The 18,138-nt window shown below is 74.2% G+C and carries 17 protein-coding genes and 1 pseudogene; 10 read left to right on the top strand and 8 right to left on the bottom strand.

What is annotated here, in order from left to right; all coding sequences use genetic code 11:
- Positions 1–31: 31 nt before the first annotated feature.
- Genes thiO through GC722_RS15030 form a run of 3 tightly spaced genes read right to left on the bottom strand, consistent with a single transcriptional unit; the run spans position 32 to position 2,332 of the window.
- Positions 32–1,144 carry a glycine oxidase ThiO gene (thiO, locus tag GC722_RS15040; RefSeq protein WP_331714908.1) on the bottom strand — a complete coding sequence of 371 codons (1,113 nt, stop codon included), beginning with the start codon at positions 1,142–1,144 and terminating at the stop codon, positions 32–34.
- Between the two features lie 49 nt (positions 1,145–1,193).
- On the bottom strand, positions 1,194–2,033 hold the full coding sequence (locus GC722_RS15035) for a glucose 1-dehydrogenase (protein WP_331714907.1): 840 nt from the start codon (positions 2,031–2,033) through the stop codon (positions 1,194–1,196).
- A gap of 41 nt (positions 2,034–2,074) precedes the next feature.
- Positions 2,075–2,332 (bottom strand): DUF7218 family protein, encoded by a 258-nt coding sequence (locus GC722_RS15030; protein ID WP_331714906.1) that lies wholly within the window; start codon positions 2,330–2,332, stop codon positions 2,075–2,077.
- 87 nt (positions 2,333–2,419) lie between these two features.
- Here GC722_RS15030 and thiE point away from each other — a divergent pair, with 87 nt between their 5' ends.
- From thiE to GC722_RS18600, 3 genes are read left to right on the top strand one after another with little or no spacing between them, the layout of a single operon-like run.
- On the top strand, positions 2,420–3,193 hold the full coding sequence (thiE, locus tag GC722_RS15025; RefSeq protein ID WP_156611488.1) for a thiamine phosphate synthase: 774 nt from the start codon (positions 2,420–2,422) through the stop codon (positions 3,191–3,193).
- A gap of 17 nt (positions 3,194–3,210) precedes the next feature.
- Complete coding sequence (locus tag GC722_RS15020; protein WP_331714905.1) at positions 3,211–3,717, top strand: ribonuclease domain-containing protein; 507 nt, start codon at positions 3,211–3,213, stop codon at positions 3,715–3,717.
- The gene (locus tag GC722_RS18600; protein WP_197430192.1) at positions 3,714–4,094 is read left to right on the top strand and encodes a barstar family protein; all 381 of its coding nucleotides are present in this window, start codon (positions 3,714–3,716) and stop codon (positions 4,092–4,094) included. The genes GC722_RS15020 and GC722_RS18600 overlap by 4 nt, the downstream gene beginning before the upstream one ends.
- On the opposite strand, the gene GC722_RS15010 is transcribed toward GC722_RS18600, so the two are convergent.
- Positions 4,091–5,200 carry a polyprenyl synthetase family protein gene (locus GC722_RS15010; protein WP_408609324.1) on the bottom strand — a complete coding sequence of 370 codons (1,110 nt, stop codon included), beginning with the start codon at positions 5,198–5,200 and terminating at the stop codon, positions 4,091–4,093. The genes GC722_RS18600 and GC722_RS15010 overlap by 4 nt on opposite strands.
- A 115-nt stretch (positions 5,201–5,315) precedes the next feature.
- On the opposite strand from GC722_RS15010, the gene metF reads away from it, so the two are divergent.
- Positions 5,316–6,284: a methylenetetrahydrofolate reductase [NAD(P)H] gene (gene metF, locus GC722_RS15005; RefSeq protein ID WP_331714903.1), complete on the top strand. Its 969-nt coding sequence runs from the start codon at positions 5,316–5,318 to the stop codon at positions 6,282–6,284.
- Between the two features lie 19 nt (positions 6,285–6,303).
- Here metF and GC722_RS15000 read toward each other — a convergent pair whose 3' ends face one another.
- Together GC722_RS15000 and GC722_RS14995 are read right to left on the bottom strand one after the other, a co-directional pair.
- Complete coding sequence (locus GC722_RS15000; protein ID WP_231747889.1) at positions 6,304–8,529, bottom strand: HelD family protein; 2,226 nt, start codon at positions 8,527–8,529, stop codon at positions 6,304–6,306.
- Positions 8,530–8,566: 37 nt separating this feature from the next.
- Positions 8,567–9,898: an FAD-dependent oxidoreductase gene (locus tag GC722_RS14995; protein WP_156611484.1), complete on the bottom strand. Its 1,332-nt coding sequence runs from the start codon at positions 9,896–9,898 to the stop codon at positions 8,567–8,569.
- Between the two features lie 36 nt (positions 9,899–9,934).
- On the opposite strand from GC722_RS14995, the gene GC722_RS14990 reads away from it, so the two are divergent.
- Entirely contained in the window at positions 9,935–11,206 is a 1,272-nt protein-coding gene (locus GC722_RS14990; protein ID WP_331714902.1) for an MFS transporter, read from the top strand.
- 30 nt (positions 11,207–11,236) lie between these two features.
- On the top strand, positions 11,237–11,875 hold the full coding sequence (locus GC722_RS19360; RefSeq protein ID WP_197430191.1) for a DUF2087 domain-containing protein: 639 nt from the start codon (positions 11,237–11,239) through the stop codon (positions 11,873–11,875).
- A gap of 12 nt (positions 11,876–11,887) precedes the next feature.
- Here the strand turns inward: GC722_RS19360 and GC722_RS14975 are convergent, their stop codons facing one another.
- Positions 11,888–13,612 carry an alpha-glucosidase gene (locus GC722_RS14975; RefSeq protein WP_156611480.1) on the bottom strand — a complete coding sequence of 575 codons (1,725 nt, stop codon included), beginning with the start codon at positions 13,610–13,612 and terminating at the stop codon, positions 11,888–11,890.
- Positions 13,613–13,986: 374 nt separating this feature from the next.
- On the opposite strand from GC722_RS14975, the gene GC722_RS14970 reads away from it, so the two are divergent.
- A complete protein-coding gene (locus GC722_RS14970; RefSeq protein WP_156611478.1) occupies positions 13,987–14,322 on the top strand; it encodes a DUF6504 family protein in 336 nt (111 codons plus the stop codon).
- A gap of 572 nt (positions 14,323–14,894) precedes the next feature.
- Entirely contained in the window at positions 14,895–15,368 is a 474-nt protein-coding gene (locus tag GC722_RS14965) for an Imm26 family immunity protein (RefSeq protein WP_269449921.1), read from the top strand.
- Between the two features lie 146 nt (positions 15,369–15,514).
- Here GC722_RS14965 and GC722_RS14960 read toward each other — a convergent pair whose 3' ends face one another.
- The gene (locus GC722_RS14960; protein ID WP_156611474.1) at positions 15,515–15,661 is read right to left on the bottom strand and encodes a hypothetical protein; all 147 of its coding nucleotides are present in this window, start codon (positions 15,659–15,661) and stop codon (positions 15,515–15,517) included.
- Between the two features lie 723 nt (positions 15,662–16,384).
- On the opposite strand from GC722_RS14960, the gene GC722_RS14955 reads away from it, so the two are divergent.
- Both GC722_RS14955 and GC722_RS18590 read left to right on the top strand, forming a co-directional pair.
- On the top strand, positions 16,385–17,269 hold the full coding sequence (locus GC722_RS14955) for a dihydrodipicolinate synthase family protein (RefSeq protein ID WP_197430189.1): 885 nt from the start codon (positions 16,385–16,387) through the stop codon (positions 17,267–17,269).
- A gap of 125 nt (positions 17,270–17,394) precedes the next feature.
- A pseudogene (locus tag GC722_RS18590) lies at positions 17,395–17,922 on the top strand (PHP domain-containing protein); the annotation flags it as partial.
- Positions 17,923–18,138 lie beyond the last annotated feature (216 nt).

The following is an 18,138-nucleotide window of genomic DNA, read 5'->3' as shown; positions in this document are numbered from 1 at the left end:
GCCGCCGCCCCGGGCAAACACCGTGCCAGGCTCAGCCGGCGAAGCGGGCGAGGGTGAACGGCCGGGCCAGCGGGTCCAGCCCGTCCCCGGCGACCGACCGGGCCACCAGCTCGGCGACCAGCGGGGTCAGCAGCACGCCGTTGCGGTGCATGCCCACGGCCAGCTCCAGCCCCTCCAGCGGGCTGGGACCCAGGACCGGGGCGTTGTCGGGGGTGCCGGGCCGCCAGCCCACCCGGCACTCGGTCAGCTCGTACTCCGCGCTCACCGGCACCACCCGGCGGGCGTCGCGGAGCAGCTCGTAGACCCCGCCCGCGGTCACCCGCTCGTCGAAGCCGAGCTCCTCCACGGTCGCCCCCACCACGACCTCCCCGTCGGAGCGGGGGACGAGGTACACCTCGAAGCCCTGGCTGAACGCCCGGACGGTCGTCGAGAGCCGGGGCAGGTCGCCGGCCGCGAGCCGCAGGATCTGCCCCTTGACCGGTCGCACCGGCAGCTCGAAGGGCAGCTCGTGGCCGCCGGCCCAGGCGCCGCTGGCCAGCACCACGCGGTCGGCGGGCAGCAGCTCGCCGCCGTCGGTGCGGACCCCGGTGACCCGGTCGCCGTCGTGCTCGACGGCGGTGACGCTGCCGGCCACGGTGCGCACGCCGGCCCGCTCGGCGGCGGCCTGCAGGGCCAGCCACAGCCGCCGGTTGTCGCAGCTCCAGTCACGCTCCACCAGCAGCCCGGAGCGCACGGCGGGTCCGAGCAGCGGCTCGGTGGTGCGGAGCTCCCGGCTGGTGAGCGGGCGGCAGTCCTGGCCCTGGTCGGCCAGCCAGCGGGCGAGGTCGCGCAGCCGGGCGGCGTCGTCGGGCGTCGCGGCGACGGAGACGGTGGGGTGGCGGTGCAGCCCCGGGTCTCGGCCGCCGGCCTCGGCGAGCTCGGTGGCGAAGGCGTCCCAGCGCTCCAGCGAGGCCAGGTTGAGCGCCATCAGCGGCGTCTCGGTGAAGGTGGACTCGGTGACGGGGGCCAGCATCCCGGCGGCCACCTGGGAGGCGGCCCGGCTGCGGTCCCCGGCCACCACGGTGACCCGGTGCCCGCGCTGGGCCAGCCTCCAGGCGGTGGCGGTGCCGATGAGACCGCCGCCGACGATCAGGGTGTGGAGCACCCCGACATCCTAGGGAGACCGGCCCGGCGCGGGGCGCGGTGCGACCGGGTCAGAGGATCGGGCGCCCGCCGGTGACGGCCACCCGGGCACCGGAGATGTAGCTGCCCTCGTCGGAGGCGAGCAGCACGTAGACCGGGGCGAGCTCGGCCGGCTGGCCGGCACGGCCCAGCGGGGTGTCGCTGCCGAACTGCTCGACCTTCTCCGGCGGCATGGTGGCCGGGATCAGCGGGGTCCAGATCGGCCCGGGGGCCACGCTGTTGACGCGGATGCCACGCGGACCCAGCAGCTGGGCCAGGGACGCGCTGAAGTTGGCGATGGCCGCCTTCGTCATGGCGTACGGGGCCAGCGTCGGGCTCGGCATGTCGCTGTTCACCGAGGAGCTGTTGACGATGGCCGACCCCTCGCCCAGGTGCGGCAGCGCGGCCTTGACGATGTGGAACATGGCCGAGATGTTCGTGGCCACGGTGTGGTCCCACTCCTCGTCGCTGATCTCCTCCAGCGTCTCGTGGGTCATCTGGTAGGCCGCGTTGTTGACGACGATGTCGATCCCGCCGAGCTCCTCGACGGTCCGGCTGACCAGCGAGCGGCACAGCGCCGGGTCGGAGATGTCACCGCGGACCAGCACCGCCTTGCGGCCGGCGTCGCGGACGTACTGGGCGGTGGACTCGGCGTCGTCGTCCTCGCTGAGGTAGGAGATCACCACGTCGGCGCCCTCGCGGGCGAAGGCGATGGCCACCGCGCGGCCGATGCCGCTGTCCGCGCCGGTGATCAGGGCCCGACGGCCCTCCAACCGGCCGTGCCCGACGTAGCTCTCCTCGCCGCAGTCGGGCACGGGGTCCATCTGGACCTGGTGGCCGGGGTGCTCCTGCTGCTGGGCTGGCTGGTTCACGGGTTCTGCTCCTCGGTGTCGGGGTCGGTGCGCTCGACCGGTCAGTGGTTGCGCAGGTTGTCGATCAGCTCGGACTTCTTCTGCCGCGAGTAGCCGCTCAGGCCCAGCTCCTTGGCCCGGCTGCGCAGGTCGTCGACCGTCCACTCCTCGTAGGAGGGGGACGAGCCGCCCTTGCTGCCGACCTGCTTGCGACCCTGCCCGGCGCTCGCGTTGGCGATCCGGGCGGCCTTCTCCTTGGAGGCCCCGTCCTCGCGCAGGGCCTCGTACGTCTCCTCGTCCTTGATGCTGGAACGCGGCACGTCGCCTCCTTCGTCGGACTGCTCGGTCTTCCGGACGCTACCCAGCGGCCCCGGGCGGAAACCGGGGAGCGCACTAGGCTGGCGGGCATGACGGCTCTGACGGGCGTGGACACCCGGCTGCGGATGGCCAGGCTCTACCTGTGCACCGACACCCGTGCGGAGCAGGGCGACTTCGCCGACTTCGCCGCGGAGGTCTTCGCCGGCGGGGTGGACGTCCTGCAGGTCCGCGAGAAGGGGCTGGACCCCGAGCGCGAGCTGGAGGTGCTGCAGCAGGCCCGGCGGGCCGCCGCCCCGCACCAGGCGCTGGTCAGCGTGAACGACGACCCGGTGCTGGCCGGGCGCTTCGCCGCCGACGTGCTCCACCTGGGCCAGACCGACGCGCCGCCGGCCGAGGCCCGCCGCCACCTGCACCGCTGGGCCCGGATCGGGCGCTCCACCCACACCCCGGAGCAGATGCGCGCCGCCGACGCCGACCCCGAGGTGGACTACTTCTGCGTCGGCCCGGTGTGGGCCACCCCGACCAAGCCCGACTACGTCCCCGCCGGGCTCGACCTGGTGCGGGCGGCCGCCGTCCAGGCGCCGCCGCACGACCCGGCCAGCAAGCCGTGGTTCGCCATCGGCGGCATCGACCAGACCAACCTCGAGGACGTGCTGGTGGCCGGGGCCCGCCGGGTCGTGGTGGTGCGGGCCATCACCCGGGCCGACGACCCCCGGGCCGCCGCCCACGCCCTGAAGTCCCGGCTCAACCAGGCCTGGCGCGACGACCCCGCGATGACCGCGTCGGGGCTCGTGCTCAAGGGCAGCGCCCGCCCCCTCGGCGGCCACCGCGCCGGAGCCGGGCACGAGCGCCGTGGCGGCTGAGCGGGAGGACCGCCGTGGTGGCTGAGCGCCGCGGCCGCGCGGCGCTGCGGGCGCTGGTGGCGGTCGCCGTGGTCGTCGCGCTGGCGGCGCTGGGCCTGCTCGGCGGCACGCTGGGCGGACCGGACGACCCGGCCGCCGGGCCCCCGCCCGGCCCGACCGCCAGCGCGTCGTCGTCCGGCGGCGGGCCGGGCAGCGCCCCCCGCGACCAGGAGCAGGTCGGCACCGACGTGGACCCGCAGACGGGTCTGCCCTGGGTGCCGGTGGAGCAGCTGCCGCCCGAGGCGGGCGAGGTGCTCGCCCTCATCGACGCCGGCGGCCCCTTCCGCTACGAGGCGGACGGACGCACCTTCAACAACTTCGAGGGGCTGCTGCCCGAGCGCCCCCGCGGCTGGTACCGGGAGTACACGGTGCCCACGCCCGGCGAGGACGACCGCGGCGCCCGCCGCATCGTCACCGGCGACGACGACACCCTCTTCTTCTGGACCGAGGACCACTACGCGTCCTTCGCCAGGATCCAGCGGTGAGCGACCAGGACGCCCTCGCGGGTCTGCGCCGCGGCGACGCCGGGGGCGTGCTGCGGGTGCTCGGCGAGCCCGACGTCGTCGCCGGCGAGCTGGCGGCGGCCGGCTGGTCGGTGCTGACGGTGCGGGCCGCCACCGCGGCACAGCTCCACGCCGGGCTGGGCGCCGCGCTGGGACCCCGCCGCTACGGCGCCAACCTCGACGCGCTGTGGGACGTGCTGGCCGACCTCGACGCACCCACGGCGCTGCTGTGGACGGGCTGGGACGAGCTCGTGGTCGCCGAGCCCGAGGCGTGGCGGCGGCTGCTGGACGTGCTCGGCCGGCGCGCCGCCTCGACCCCGCCGTTCGCCGTGCTGCTGCTGCAGGCGGGCGGCGGCTAGGAGCTGCGGCGCAGCGCGGCGTGCGCCAGCTGCTCCAGCGCCACCCGGCCGTCCTCGGCCAGCGCTCCGCCGGACAGCGCGGCCAGCCCCTGCCGGCCGTGGTCCTCGATCAGGGTCTCCAGCCGGGTCAGCGCCCCGCTGGCCTCGATCAGGTCGCGGGCCTCGGCCACACCATCCGCGTCGAGGTCGGGACGGCCGACGAGCGCGTCGAGTCGGGCCAGCCCCGCACCGGCCAGCCCGGCGCGCGCCTCGGCCAGCAGCAGGGTCTGCTTGCCCTCCCTCAGGTCGTCCCCGGCGGGCTTGCCGGTGACGGCCTCGTCGCCGAAGACCCCCAGCACGTCGTCGCGGAACTGGAAGGCCCGGCCGACGTGGCTGCCGTACTGCTGCAGCGCCTCCCGGGTCGCCGCCGGCAGCGGACCGGACAGGGCCGCGCCCAGCTGCAGCGGACGGGTGACGGTGTAGCGGGCGGACTTGTGCTCCACGACCCGGTGGGCGCGGTCCACGGCGGCGCGGTCGCCGCCCTCGCGCAGCGGGCTGACCTGGGCCACCACGTCCAGGTACTGCCCGCAGGTGACCTCGGTGCGCATCAGCTGGGCCAGCTGCAGCGCCTCGTGGGGCCGTCCCAGCCGCAGCACGGCCCGCTCGAGCAGCTCCACCGACCACATCACCAGCAGGTCGCCCAGCAGCACCGCACCCGCCTGGCCCAGCGCCGTCCCGGTGCCCCGCCAGCCGGACCCGGCGTGCAGCGCCTCGAAGCGGCGGTGCGCCGCCGGCTGTCCGCGACGGGTGTCGGAGCCGTCGATGAGGTCGTCGTGCACCAGCGCGCTGACGTGCAGCAGGTCCAGGCTGGCCGCCGCCGCCAGCACGTCGGGGTCGCCGGGGTCCCCGCCCACCGCGGCGTGGCCCCACAGGCAGAAGGCCGGCCGCAGCCGCTTCCCGCCGGCGGTCAGGCTGCGGGCCATGGCCAGCACCGGGTCGAGCTCGGGGCCGATGCCCTCGAGCAGCGGGCGCTGGCCGTCCAGGAAGGTGGTGAGCACGGTCTGCACCGCGGCCCGGAAGCCGGCCGACAGCGGCTCGGCCGGGTCGGGGAGGAAGCCGGCGGCCACGGCACCGGACCGGGCGTCCGAGGGGTCGCCGGAGCAGGTGTCCGAGGGCTCAGGGGCGTTGACCACGGGGTGAGCGTACGCAGTCCGGTGAGGGTGCGCTGCCTAGGGTGATGTCGTGCCTGCCCGTCCTCCGCTGCCCTCCGCCACGTCCCGCATCTCCGACGTGCTGGCCACGGCGGACCGCCCGCTCGTCTCCTTCGAGCTGTTCCCGGCCCGCAACGACGACGAGCAGAAGATCCTGTGGCGGACGGTCCGCGACCTCGAGGCGCTCGGCCCGGACTTCGTGTCGGTCACCTACGGGGCCAGCGGCTCCACCCGCGACCGGACCGTCGGGGCGACCGCGGCCATCGCCCAGCACACCACGCTGCGCACCATGGCCCACCTCACCTGCGTCTCGCAGACCCGCGAGGAGCTGCGGCACACCATCGGCGCCTACGCCGACGTGGGCATCCGCAACGTGCTCGCCATCCGCGGCGACATGCCCGGCGGTCCGACGGTGCCCTTCGAGCAGCACCCGGGTGGGCTGGCCAACGCCACCGAGCTGGTGCGGCTGGTGCGCGAGCTGGGCGACTTCTGCGTCGGGGTGGCGGCGTTCCCCGACCTGCACCCGCAGGCCCGCGACGCCGACCTCGACGCCCGGATCCTGGTGCAGAAGGCCGAGGCCGGGGCCGACTTCGCCATCACCCAGCTGTTCTTCACCGCCGAGCGGTACCTGGACCTGGTGCGCCGGGTGCGCGACCTGGGCTGCGACCTGCCCATCATCCCCGGCATCATGCCGGTCACCCGGCTGGGTCAGATCCAGCGGTTCGCCGAGCTGTCGGGCGCCGACCTGCCCGACTGGGTGGTCTCCCGGCTCAACGAGGTGGGGGAGGACCCGCAGGCGGTGCGCCGGGCCGGCATCGACATCGCCACCGAGCTGTGCGAGCAGCTGCTGGCCGCGGGCGTGCCGGGGCTGCACTTCATCACCATGAACCGCTCGCTGGCCACCCGCGAGATCCACGGCCGCCTCGTCGGCAGCGGCGTGCTCCCCACCGCCCGGCCGGCCGCTCCGGCGCGACCGCGGAACGCGGTGCCCACCGCCTGACCGCGGCGCGGCGACCGGCTCAGCCGGACCGGTCGGGCCGCCACCGGCCGGCGTCGGCGCCCACGTCCAGGGTCACCAGCCGCTGGGTGGGCCGGGTCAGGGCGACGTAGAGCACCCGGGTGCCGCCGGAGTGCTCGGCCACGATGTCGTCGGGGGCGACCACCACGACGGCGTCGTACTCCAGCCCCTTGGCCTCCAGGGCGCTGACCACCACCACACGCGGGGCGAGCCCGTCGAGGGCGGGCTGCAGCAGGCCCTCGACGGCGTCGCGCCGCGACGGCGGGCAGATGATGCCGATGCTGCCCTCGACCTGCTCGCCCAGCCGCCGCACCAGGGTGGCCAGCTCCTCGGCCAGCCCCTCCGGCGCCACCCGGCGCAGCTCGGGCTCGATGCCGGTGGAGCGGACCGCGGTCGGCAGGTCGGCGGCGGGGTACTCGCGGGCCACCACGGCGGTGGCCAGCTCGAACACCTCGGCGGGGGAGCGGTAGTTGGTGCTCATCCGGTAGCGGCGCACCGGGGCACGGCCGACCAGGTCCGACAGCGCCCGGTCGTACTCCTCGGGGTCGGGCCAGGACGACTGCGCGGGGTCGCCGACGATCGTCCAGGACGCCTGGCTGCCGCGCCGGCGCAGCATGCGCCACTGCATCGGCGTGATGTCCTGGGCCTCGTCGACCAGCACGTGGGCGTAGCGCTGGTGCGGGTCGGCGTGCGGGTCGACCTCCTGCACCGGTCGCAGCCGGTCGGCGGTGGTGACCAGCTCCGCGACCTGGCTGCCGTCGGCCAGGAACAGCGTGGGGTCCTCCTCGACCTCGGTCGGGGTGGGGCCGATGATCGCCACCAGCTCGTCCAGCAGCGCGGCGTCGGCGACCGTCCACTGCGGACGCACCGGGTCCAGCCCGGCGTAGCTCGCGGCCAGCACCGCCTGCTCCTCGGCGTCCAGCACCCCCTCGGCGACCCGCGCCACCAGCGCGGGGTCCGCCAGCCGGCGCAGCACCGTGCGGGCGTCCAGCGGCGGCCACCAGGCGTGCAGGAACATCGTCCAGGACGCCTGGTCGGTCACCAGGTCGTCGAAGGCGGCGCGCTCCAGGTCGACCCGCCCGTCCAGCCGGGACCACAGCGCGTCCAGCAGCCCCTTCTCGGCGTGGCCGCGGGAGCTGTTGATCTTGTGGTGGCGCAGCACGTCGGCACGGATGCGGGCCAGCTGCGGCGCCCGCAGCGTCAGCACCTCGCCCTTGACCGTGACCCGCAGCTCCAGCGGGCCGGAGACCAGCGGCTCGTCCACCAGCCGGCGGAGCACCCGCAGCATCCGCAGCGAGCCCTTGACCACACCGGCGGGAGCCGGGTCGACCCGCTCGCCGGGGAGGTCCACCACGTCGGAGGCCACGGTGCCGATGGAGCGCAGCGTCACCGACTCCTCGCCGAGGGAGGGCAGCACCCGCTCGATGTAGCTCATGAACACCCGGCTGGGCCCCACCACGAGCACGCCGCCGCGCTCGAAGCGCTTGCGGTGGGAGTACAGCAGGAAGGCCGCCCGGTGCAGGGCGACGACGGTCTTCCCGGTGCCGGGACCGCCGCTGATGATGGTGACCCCCTGGTAGGGGGCGCGGATGGCCTCGTCCTGCTCGCCCTGGATGGTGGCCACGATGTCGCGCATCCGCGGACCGCGGGCGCGGGAGAGGGCCGCCATCAGCGCGCCCTCGCCGACGACGACCAGGTCCTCGTCGGCGTGCTCGCCGTCGAGCAGGTCGTCCTCGATGCCGATCACGGTGGTGCCCCGGCTGCGCAGCACCCGGCGGCGGACCACCCCCATCGGGTCGGCCGGCGTGGCCCGGTAGAACGGCTCGGCGGCGCGGGCCCGCCAGTCGATCACCAGCGGCTCGTAGTCCTCGTCGCGGACGCCGATGCGGCCGATGTAGCGGACCTCGTCGTCGGTGCGGTCGAGGCGGCCGAAGACCAGCCCCTCGTGCTCGGCGTCCAGCGTGGCCAGCCGGCGGGCGGCCTGGAAGGCGAACACGTCGCGCTCGTACAGGCCGGTGCCGTCCTCCTCGCGGACGAAGGAGGTGCGGTCGCTCTGGTAGAGGGTGCGGCCCTCCCGCGCCATCTGCTGCGCCGTGCGGGTCGCCTCGCCGAGCCGGGCGTACACCTGGTCGACGTGGGCCTGCTCGATCGCGATCTCCCGCTCGACGGTGCTGGCGGAGGAGGCGCTGGCGGAGGAGGCGCTGGGGTGGGACTCGTGTGAGGACAACGAACCTGCCTTCAGCCGGTTTTGCGGACGCACCACTCTACCCGCCGCGCCGCCCGCTCCGCTCGTCGTGGCAGCCGTAGGACGCCAGCGCACCCGACAGCAGCACCTGGCTCAGGTGGTTGCCGCCGCGGCTGTGCGGCCCGGCCGTCCACAGCCCCCCGACGCCGGTGGTGATCGGCGGCCGTGACCACACCGAGCGCCAGCCGCGCCAGGCCAGCCCGACCGAGGGGTCCGGACGCCCGCGGGTGTGGTCGTGCTCGGACTCCAGCACCACCCCCTCCGCGACCCGGCGCCGGTAGCGCACCACCGGGCCGGCGGGCTCGTGCTGGACCACCTCGCTGACACCGCCGGCGGCGGTGGGCGAGTCGTCGCGGTCGAGCAGCCGGTGCGTCAGCGCCGGCGCCAGCGCGGGGGCGGCGCGGTCGAGGCGGAACCGGTCGGCCAGCCGCAGCCCCCGGCGATTGAGGGCCAGGTGCTGCCAGGGGTCGACGGCGCTGATCACCGCGTCGGTGGCGACCCGTTCCGGGCTGCCGTCGGGACGGGTGGCGACCACCGCCCGCACCCGCGCGTCCACGCCGGGCGTGATCTCCAGGGCGGTCACCTGGTGACCGAGGTCGACCTGCACCCGGCGCAGCCGCAGCCGCGCGTCCAGCAGCGTCACCAGCCGCGACGAGGGCACCGGTGCGCCCTCGGCGTCCTGCAGCACCCACCGCCCGAAGGTCCGCAGCGTCGCCAGCTCCGCCGCCACCAGGGCCGGGGTGCGCTCGGGGTCGGAGCCGGTCCGGGAGGCGACCGAGCGGATGATCGCGGCCAGGTGGGGCTCGCCGACGTCCTCGGCCAGGTCGGCCACCGTGCGCCGCGGCTCCAGCAGCCGGGCGGTGCGGGGGTCGAGCCGGCGTGGTCCGGTCAGCTCCAGCTCCATCCCCAGCGGACGCATCGCCTGCCAGACGTCGAGCAGGTGGTCCACCAGGTCGCGCCAGCGGGCGGCCACCGCCGGGCCGTAGGCGCCGGTGAGCGCGGCGTGCTGGGCGGCCCGCTCCGCCGGCAGCACCAGCTCGGTCCCGTCGCTGAAGCGGTGCACGGCAGGCGGGCCGGGCACCATCGACAGCCCGGCGCGGGCCAGCTCGGCGTCCAGCGCCCGCCCGCTCTTCTTGAACAGGTCCCGCCAGGGCGCGGGGAAGGTCAGCACCCCCGGCACGGCGTCCAGCACCAGACCGGGCAGCTCGTCGCCGGCGACCGGGGCCCAGCGCCCACCCAGCCGGTCGCCGCCCTCCAGCAGCCGGACGCGGTGGCCCGCCTTGGCCAGCCGCGCCGCCGCGGCCATCCCGGCGAGGGAGCCGCCCACGACGACCACCGGGACCTGCTCCATAGGGGCGATCGTAGGGGGTGGGGCAGGATGGTCGCCGTGGACGTGACGAGGGCGGCGCGGACCTGGCTGAGCGGTCGCAGCGAGCTCCCCCGCAGCGTCCTGGTGCTGGCGGCGATCGCCTTCACGGTGGCCGTCGGGTTCGGGGTGATGGTGCCGGTGCTGCCGGTCTACGCCCAGTCCTTCGGGGTGGGCACCTTCGCCGCCTCCGCCGTCGTCTCCGCCTTCGCGCTGGTCCGGCTGGTGACCGCCCCGGTGGTCGGCCCGCTGATCGACCGGGTGGGGGAGCGGGCGGTGCTGGTCACCGGCGTGCTGGTGGTGGCCGCCTCCACCGCGGTGGCGGCGCTGGCGCCGGACTACTGGTGGTTCCTGGTGCTGCGCGGGGTGGGCGGTCTCGGCTCGGCCATGTTCACCGTGTCCTCGATGACCCTGCTGCTCAACACGGTGCCCCCCTCGCTGCGGGGACGGGCCGCCGGGCTCAACCAGGGCGGCTTCCTGCTCGGCGGCATGGCCGGTCCGGCCATCGGCGGGCTGCTGGCCCAGGTCTCGCTGACCGCCCCCTTCTGGTTCTACGCCGCCACGCTGGCGGTGGCCGGGCTGATCGGGCTCGCGGTGCTGCGCTCCTCGGGACGGGAGCGGGTGACGGGCGCGGACGACCAGGTGCGGCCGATGCGGGTGGTCCTCGCCGACGCCCGCTACCAGGCCGCGCTGGTCGCCGCCCTCGGCCAGGGATGGACCTCGTTCGGCGTGCGGACCGCGCTGGTGCCGCTGCTGGTGGTCGGCTCGCTCGGCCGCGACCCCAGCTGGACCGGCATCGCCTTCGCCGTCTCGGCGGTGGTGCAGACCCTCGCGCTGGCCCCGGTGGGCCGCTTCGTCGACACCGTCGGACGCCGCCCGGCGATGGTGGCCGGGGGCGTGGTCTGCGCGGCCGCCACCACGGGGGTGTCGTTCGCCCCCGACCTCACCGTGCTGGTGGTGGCGCTGGCCGGCTACGGCATCGGCGCGGCGATGCTGGGCACCGCCCCGGCCGCGGCGGTGGGGGACGCCGCCGGTGGCCGCAGCGGCACTCCGGTGGCGGTGTTCTCGATGGTCAGCGACCTCGGCGCGATCGTCGGGCCGCTGCTGGCGGGGTGGATCGCCGGGCAGGGCTCCTACCCGCTGGCCTTCGGGGTCGGTTCGGTGATCTTCCTGCTCGGCTCGGTGCTCGCGCTGCGGATGCCGCCCGGCGTGGCCGAGCCGGCACCCGCGTCCGCCGCGGCGGCCCCGGAGGCCCCGCCGCCGGACGAAATCCGCTCGCCCGGCAGCCGCTGAGCGGCCAGGGTGGCACGAGGAAGGAGCGACGTGACCCACCCAGACGCCTCTCACCCCGACGCCTCTCACCCAGACGCCTCGCACCCCGACGACTCCCGGCCCGACGACTCCCGGCCGGGCGCCGCCGCGACCCTGGCCGACGCGCTCGAGGTGCTGAGCGCCCTGCAGGACCCCGTGCGGCTGCGGCTGCTGGTGGCCGTGCTGGGCGGGGGACCCGAGCGACGTCGCTCCTGCACCCTGGCCGAGGCCGCCGCCGCGACCGGGCTGGCACCGCGGGAGGTGCTCGAGACGGCCGGGCGGATGGGGGCCAGCGGTGTGCTGCGCCTCGACGGCAGCACGCTGACCGCCGACCTGACCGCCGTGCAGCGGGCGGCGCAGGCGGTGGAGGACGCCGTGCCGGTCACGGCCCTGCTGGACGGGCACCCGCAGCTGGCGCGGCGGTTCCGCCGCGGCCGGCTGGTGCGGGTCCCCGAGCGCTGGGCCGAGCAGGCCGAGCTGGCGGGGGTGCTGGTCGGGCTGCTGCCCGCCGGCACCGAGCTCGCCGAGGTCGAGGTCAACCGGGTGCTCGGCGAGGTCGGGGAGCCGGCCACCCTGCGGCGGCTGCTGGTCGACCACGGGGCGCTCGAGCGCGACCCCGCCGCCCTGGTCTACCGGCGCCGGGAGGGCTGACCCGGCCGCCGGTCAGGACCGGGTCAGGTACATCCGGGCGTCCCAGCCCGCGAGCGTCAGGTCGGCGGCGTCGAGCACGGCGGGGGTGCCGGTCAGGTTGCCGAGCAGCAGCTGCGCCCCGGACCAGGAGGGGTCGAGCGGCACCTCGCGCGGCTCGCGCCCGAGGTTGGCCACCACCAGCAGCCGGGAGCGGCCGTCGTCGCGGGTGTAGCACCACAGCTGCGGGTCGTGGGGCAGCAGCAGCGTCGTCCGGCCCTCGACCAGCACCGCCACCTCGTGCCGCAGCCGGATCAGCGTCCGGTAGTGGGCCAGCACCGAGTGCGGGTCGTCGCGCTGCGCGGCCACGTTGAGCCAGCTGGCGTTGGGGTTGACCGCGAGCCACGGGCGGCCGGTGGTGAAGCCGGCGTGCGCCGTGGCGTCCCACTGCACCGGGGTGCGGGCGTTGTCGCGACCGACCCGGGCCAGCCCCGTCAGCGCCTCCCGCTCGTCCAGCCCCTGCTGCACCACGGTGGCGTAGTAGTTGACCGCCTCGACGTCGCGGTGCTGGTCGGCCGAGGTGAAGGGGAAGTTCGTCATCCCGATCTCCTCGCCCTGGTAGACGTAGGGGGTGCCGCGGAGCCCGTGCAGCACGGTGGCCAGCGCCTTGGCCGAGGCCGCCCACCACCGCGGGTCGTCGTCGCCGAAGCGCGACACCGCCCGCGGCTGGTCGTGGTTGTTCCAGTAGAGGCTGTTCCAGCCCCGCTCGGCCAGCGCGTCCTGCCAGCGGTGCAGCGAGTGCTTGAGGTCCACCAGCTCCAGCCCGCGCCAGGCGAACTTGTCCAGCGGGTCGGTGTCGAGGGAGACGTGCTCGAACTGGAAGACCATGTCGACCTCGTCGCGCTCGGGGTCGGTGTAGAGCCGGGCCTGCTCCGGCGTCACCCCCGGCATCTCGCCGACGGTGAGGTAGGCCCCGGACCGGCCGGCGAAGACCTCACGGGTCATCTCGGCCAGGAACTCGTGGATGCGCGGGCCGTCGGCGAAGAGCTCGAAGGCGTTGGCGTAGGGCCGGCCCGGGACGGCGGGTGCGTCGGGGAGGCCCGCGGTCTTGGAGATGAAGTTGATGACGTCCATCCGGAAGCCGTCCACGCCCCGGTCCAGCCACCAGCGCATCATGGCGTGGACCGCGGCGCGCACCTCGGGGTTCTCCCAGTTGAGGTCGGGCTGCTTGCGGTCGAACAGGTGCAGGTAGTACTGGCCGGTCTGCTCGTCCCACTGCCAGGCCGAGCCGGAGAAGAAGGAGCCCCAGTTGTTGGGCTCCGAACCCGGCTCGCCCGGGGTGGTGCCCGGACGCGCGTCGCGCCAGACGTACCAGTCGCGCCGGGGTGAGTGCCGCGAGGAGCGCGAGTCGACGAACCAGGGGTGCTCGTCGGAGGTGTGGTTGACCACCAGGTCCATCAGCAGCCGGATGCCCCGCGCGTGCAGCCCCGCGACCAGCTCGTCGAGCTGCTCCAGGGTGCCGAACAGCGGGTCGATGTCGGTGTAGTCGCTGATGTCGTAGCCGTTGTCGGCCTGCGGGGACCGGTAGACCGGGGAGAGCCAGACGACGTCCACGCCCAGGTGCTCCAGGTGGTCCAGCCGCTGCAGGACGCCGCCCAGGTCGCCCACCCCGTCGCCGTCGGAGTCGGCGAAGCTGCGGGGGTAGATCTGGTAGACTACGGCCGACCTCCACCAGCTGCGGTCCCGGGCGTCGTCGCTCATGACGCGATCCTGTCAGAGGGTCCCGACAGGTCCTGCGGCGGTGGTCGGAGCACCTCGACCGAGTCCGCGACGGCCGCCATCTCCTCGCCCTGCCGGTCTTGACGCGGGCGCGGCAGCACGACCTATAGTGGTCGAACAGGAGTTCGATTCAGTGCTTGGGGAAGACCTGGATCCCTCTCCCGAGCTCATGCGCCCTCCTGCGCGCATGACCGCCGGCCCCGCCGGGTGGACCTCGACCCCCACCCGTCCGGGGCCGGTTCCCCTTCCGGCGCGGTCGCCGGCACCTGAGCGCGGCCCGGGCGGCGGTCGTGGGTTGCGGCGGGTCGTGGGTTGCGGTGCGGGTCGTGGAGCGGGCAGGTCGTGGAGGAGGCGTGGTGCGCAGGGTCGACGAGGTGGTCGAGGTCAGCCGAGGGCTGGTCGGCCACGAGGAGGGGCCGGCGGAGTTCCGGTGGCGGGGCCGCCGCTGGCGGGTCCGGCAGCTGCAGACCAGCTGGGTCGAGACCGTCGACTGGTGGAACTCCGTTGACGTCCGCGCCGCCCGCGGTGAGCAGCTGGACGAGCTGTCCGGGGCCGCGGCGGGGGACCTGCTGGCCGAGGAGGAGCTGTGGCGGGTCGAGGCGGAGGCGGAGCGCTCGGGCCGGGTGGGGGTCTACGAGCTGGCCCACCGCTGGTCCGACGGCAGCTGGCGGATCCGGGGCGTGCTCGACTGAGGGGTGCTCGGCCGAGGGGGTCGAGCGAGGTGCACGCCGGGCCCGGCGTGGCACGATGGGCCGAGGCCGACCGGAGCCCGCTCCGGGCCGGGCCCGGGATCAAAGGCGACCGGAGCGCCCCTGCCATTGCGTTGCAAGTGGCCAGCGCAACGTCCACGTGTATATCGGAGTCGATGCCTCAGGAAATCGGGTATATGCAGGGATAACCAATGATATTGCACGACGTACCTATGAGCATCGGTCGCGCAACTTCACGGTAGTGGAAGTATCGAAGGGTGCAGGTCCTGTCACCCGCGGTCAAGCACGTGCTATCGAACAAGCTCTCATTGTTCGGAATCAAGGCCAGAAACCTACGGAATGAGATCTCCCCCAAGCGTGCATACTATAGCCAGGCGGTAGCATGAGGTGAATCATGGTTGATCGCCAACGCTTCCGAAAGTTCAATAAGGCTGCGTTCGGGCGACACCCGCAGCAAATTGGACCGCCTGCCCCCAGGTCATGAACGTGGAAACGCTACCCGCCCGCACGGCCACTACGGGTAACATGAAAGGTATGCATCAAACGTGACAAACATGATACCGGGTAGACCAACCCGTCGAGACCCGAAATCAGGGGATTTGTTTGCGATAACCATGAATGGGTTAGGGTTGCTTACAGGTCGAGTCGTGGGCGTCCACTTGGAGGGTTGCCACGCGCCTATGCCTGACTGTCATCTGGTTTATATCTATGACAGCGTCACCGATGAGCCTATCTGTGATCCCGAAGATGAACGATTGATGCCGTCGCGTCTCGCAATCGGGCCAGCATTCGTCAATCGACTACTGTGGTCGAAAGGTTTCTTCAGAACCGTGACAGAGGCCGAGTTGAAGCGGCACTACCTGCTGCGGACGCCCGTGTTCCGCCTGATGCAAGAGCTGGTGGACGACTGTGGGAACGCGTATGACGGCCCGGTAGACGGCCCCGTCGGCACATGGGGACTGATGAGCTACTCGTATCTTGATGATCGGCTCAGCGAGCGTTTCAACCTCCCCCTGGCGCCCTCGTAGATCACTTGCATCGGGATCAGCCGACTCCAGCAAGAGATTACTGTGGCTCGCAGCGTCTACGCCGGCCGCAACCGCGCAGTTCTGACGCGGTGAGCCGGACCGATGCAGGTTCGAGTCGGGGGGAGCGCTGGCCGTCAGCCATGCGATCAGACGCCCGATCCGCTGGCCGCCATCACCCGAACTTCCTCCATCGCGAGGTGGCCCACCGTCACGGCGACGACGCTGCTGCTGGATGTCCGCCCCGCTACCGCGAGGAACTCGCCGAGCTCGCCGACCGCGATCAAGCTCAGCAAGCTGACCAACACTGCGCACCGCCGCCCTAGATGTGTCGCTCGCACCCGGATGCCCGCCAAGACCGACCCCCACGACGCGTCGGAACGTGGCGTTGTGGCTGCGCAAGTGGGCTTGGGTCAGGTGCAGCTCGCCGCCAGACCAGCCCTCATGAGGTCTCTTCCGGTTGGTCGGGCATCCTAGGGCGGGCGAGTCGGTGTACACGAGCCGCTCGCCGGTCTGGTCAAACATGCTGGTAGGCGTCCAAGGTGCCGGTGCCTACGTCGTCGATGCCGATGATCTCCAGGCATTCGGTCAAGCGACCGTGATTGTCTCACAGGTTGCGTGATTTGGCGGTGACGGGAAAAGGCACCAGCTGAGATCGCAACCCCAACCCAGGGAGGCAGTGGTGCTGCGTGGAGACGGCGCCGTCAGCAGGACTTCTCGGACTGCTGCGGTGCAGGGCGCCGGTTCCTCGCAGTCCCTTCGAGCCCGCGGCGATGCCTTCGCGCGGGCAATCCGAGCAAGGACGGCGCCGCTGTCGACGCCAGCACGAACGCCTGCGGATGCCGACGGGCCCTGCTCCGCCGTGGCGTTCATGCTGCGCTCGTTCCCGGCCTTCCTGCCCATCATCAGCTGACCTTGAGGAGGTATCTACTGACCAACCGCCAGAGGAAACGTTTGGGAAGTGTCACAGAATGGCACCACCGCTTCACCTAGCACAGGATCGAGCAGAGGAGCAGACGGTGGCGGACGGTCCCGAGGTCCTGGCGGCCCTCATCACCCCCTTTGCGGGCGACCGGGTCGGCACGACCGCCCTGCGTGCCCTGCTGGAGCGGCTCGAGCCCCACCTGGACGGCGTCTTCCTGCCCGGCACCATGGGGGAGTTCCTCGCGCTGGGGGCGTCGGAGGCCGACGAGCTGTGGCGGATCGCCGCCGAGGTCCTCGGGCCGGGACGGGTGGTGGCCCACGTCGGCGCGGCGGCCGTGGGGGCGGCCGCCGAGCTCGTCGCCGTGGCGGCCGGGCACGGCGTGACCCGCTTCGCCGCCATCACCCCCTTCTACCTGCGGGTCGGCCGCGACGACGTGCTGCGCCACTACGCCCGGCTGGTGGAGCGGGTCCCCGAGGGGACCGAGCTCTACGGCTACGTCTTCCCCGACGTCACCGGCAACGACCTGCTGCCCGCCGACCTGCCCGCCCTGGCCGCGACCGGCGTGGTCGGGGTCAAGGTCTCGGGGCGGGCCGCGGAGCGGGTGGAGGAGTACCTGGCCGCCGCCCCGGAGGGGTTCGCCCTCTGGTCCGGCAAGGACTCCGACCTGCCCCGGGTGCTCCGCGCCGGCGGCCGGGGCACCGTCTCGGGGACCTGCGTCGTGCACCCCCGGCTGTGGGCCGACCTCCGCGACGGCTGGGCGGCGGGCGACGAGACGCGCTGGACCGCGGCCCAGCGCGACATCGAGCGCCTGGTCCCGGTGGTCGGGGCCTCGATCGCGCGGGTGCGTCACGCCCTGGAGCTGGTGGGCACGCCCGTCGGTCCCGCCCGGATGCCGCAGCCCTCCCTCGACGACGCCGACCGCGCCCAGGTCCGCGACCTGCTGGCCGACCTCGGCCTGCTGGCCGGCGCCGGCCGCTGAGCCGGCTGTCCGAACCCCGAAGGCGGCTCGCCGCCGGCTTGACGTGCGCCGGGGCCCGGCGCCTACAGTGACTCGAATCCGAACACGCGTTCGAATGCGTCCGGGGACGAGCTGGGGGAGGGCCGATGAGCGAACCGTTCGTGCACCTGCGCGTGGCGTCGGGGTACTCCCTGCGCCACGGCGCCTCCCACCCCGAGGCGCTGGTCCGGGCGGCCGCCGAGGCCGAGATGGACACCCTGGCCCTGACCGACCGGGACGGGCTGTACGGCGCGGTCCGCTTCGCCCGCGAGTGCCTGCGCACCGGGGTGGCCCCCGTGCTCGGGGTCGACCTCGCCCTCACCCCCGAGCTCGCGCCCCCGGCGGCCGCGACCTCCCGTCCGGGGCCGCGCACCCCGGTCCGCGGAGGCGCGGTCCGCGACGTCCGGCTGCCCCGGGTGGTGGTGCTGGCCTCCTCCCCGGCCGGCTGGGGGCGGCTGTGCCGGCTGGTCTCGGCCACCCACCTGGGCGGGGAGCGCGGGCGGCCGGTCTGCACCGCCGAGCTGGTGGCCGAGCACGCCGCCGACGGCCACCTGGTGGTCCTGCTCGGCGCCGACTCCGAGCTCGGTCTGGCGGTGGCCGAGGACCGCGCCGACCGGGCCGAGGAGTCGCTGCGGCGCTGGCGGCTGCGGCTGCCCCCGGGGCAGCTGGTGGTGGCCGCCACCTCCCACCGGGGTCCCGGACGGGGCGTCGCCTCGCTCACCCAGGCGGGGCGGATGGTCGCCCTGGCCGACCGGCACCGGGTCCCGGCGGTGCTCACCAACGCGGTCCGGATGGTCGATCGCCGGCAGGCCCCCACCCTGGACGTCCTCGACGCCGCCCGCCGGCTGGTC

The sequence above is a fragment of the Auraticoccus cholistanensis genome, assembly GCF_009742705.1.
Taxonomy (GTDB): domain Bacteria; phylum Actinomycetota; class Actinomycetes; order Propionibacteriales; family Propionibacteriaceae; genus Auraticoccus; species Auraticoccus cholistanensis.
The sequence above is the reverse complement of the archived record's forward strand: the minus strand, read 5'-3'. Positions and strand labels throughout refer to the sequence as shown.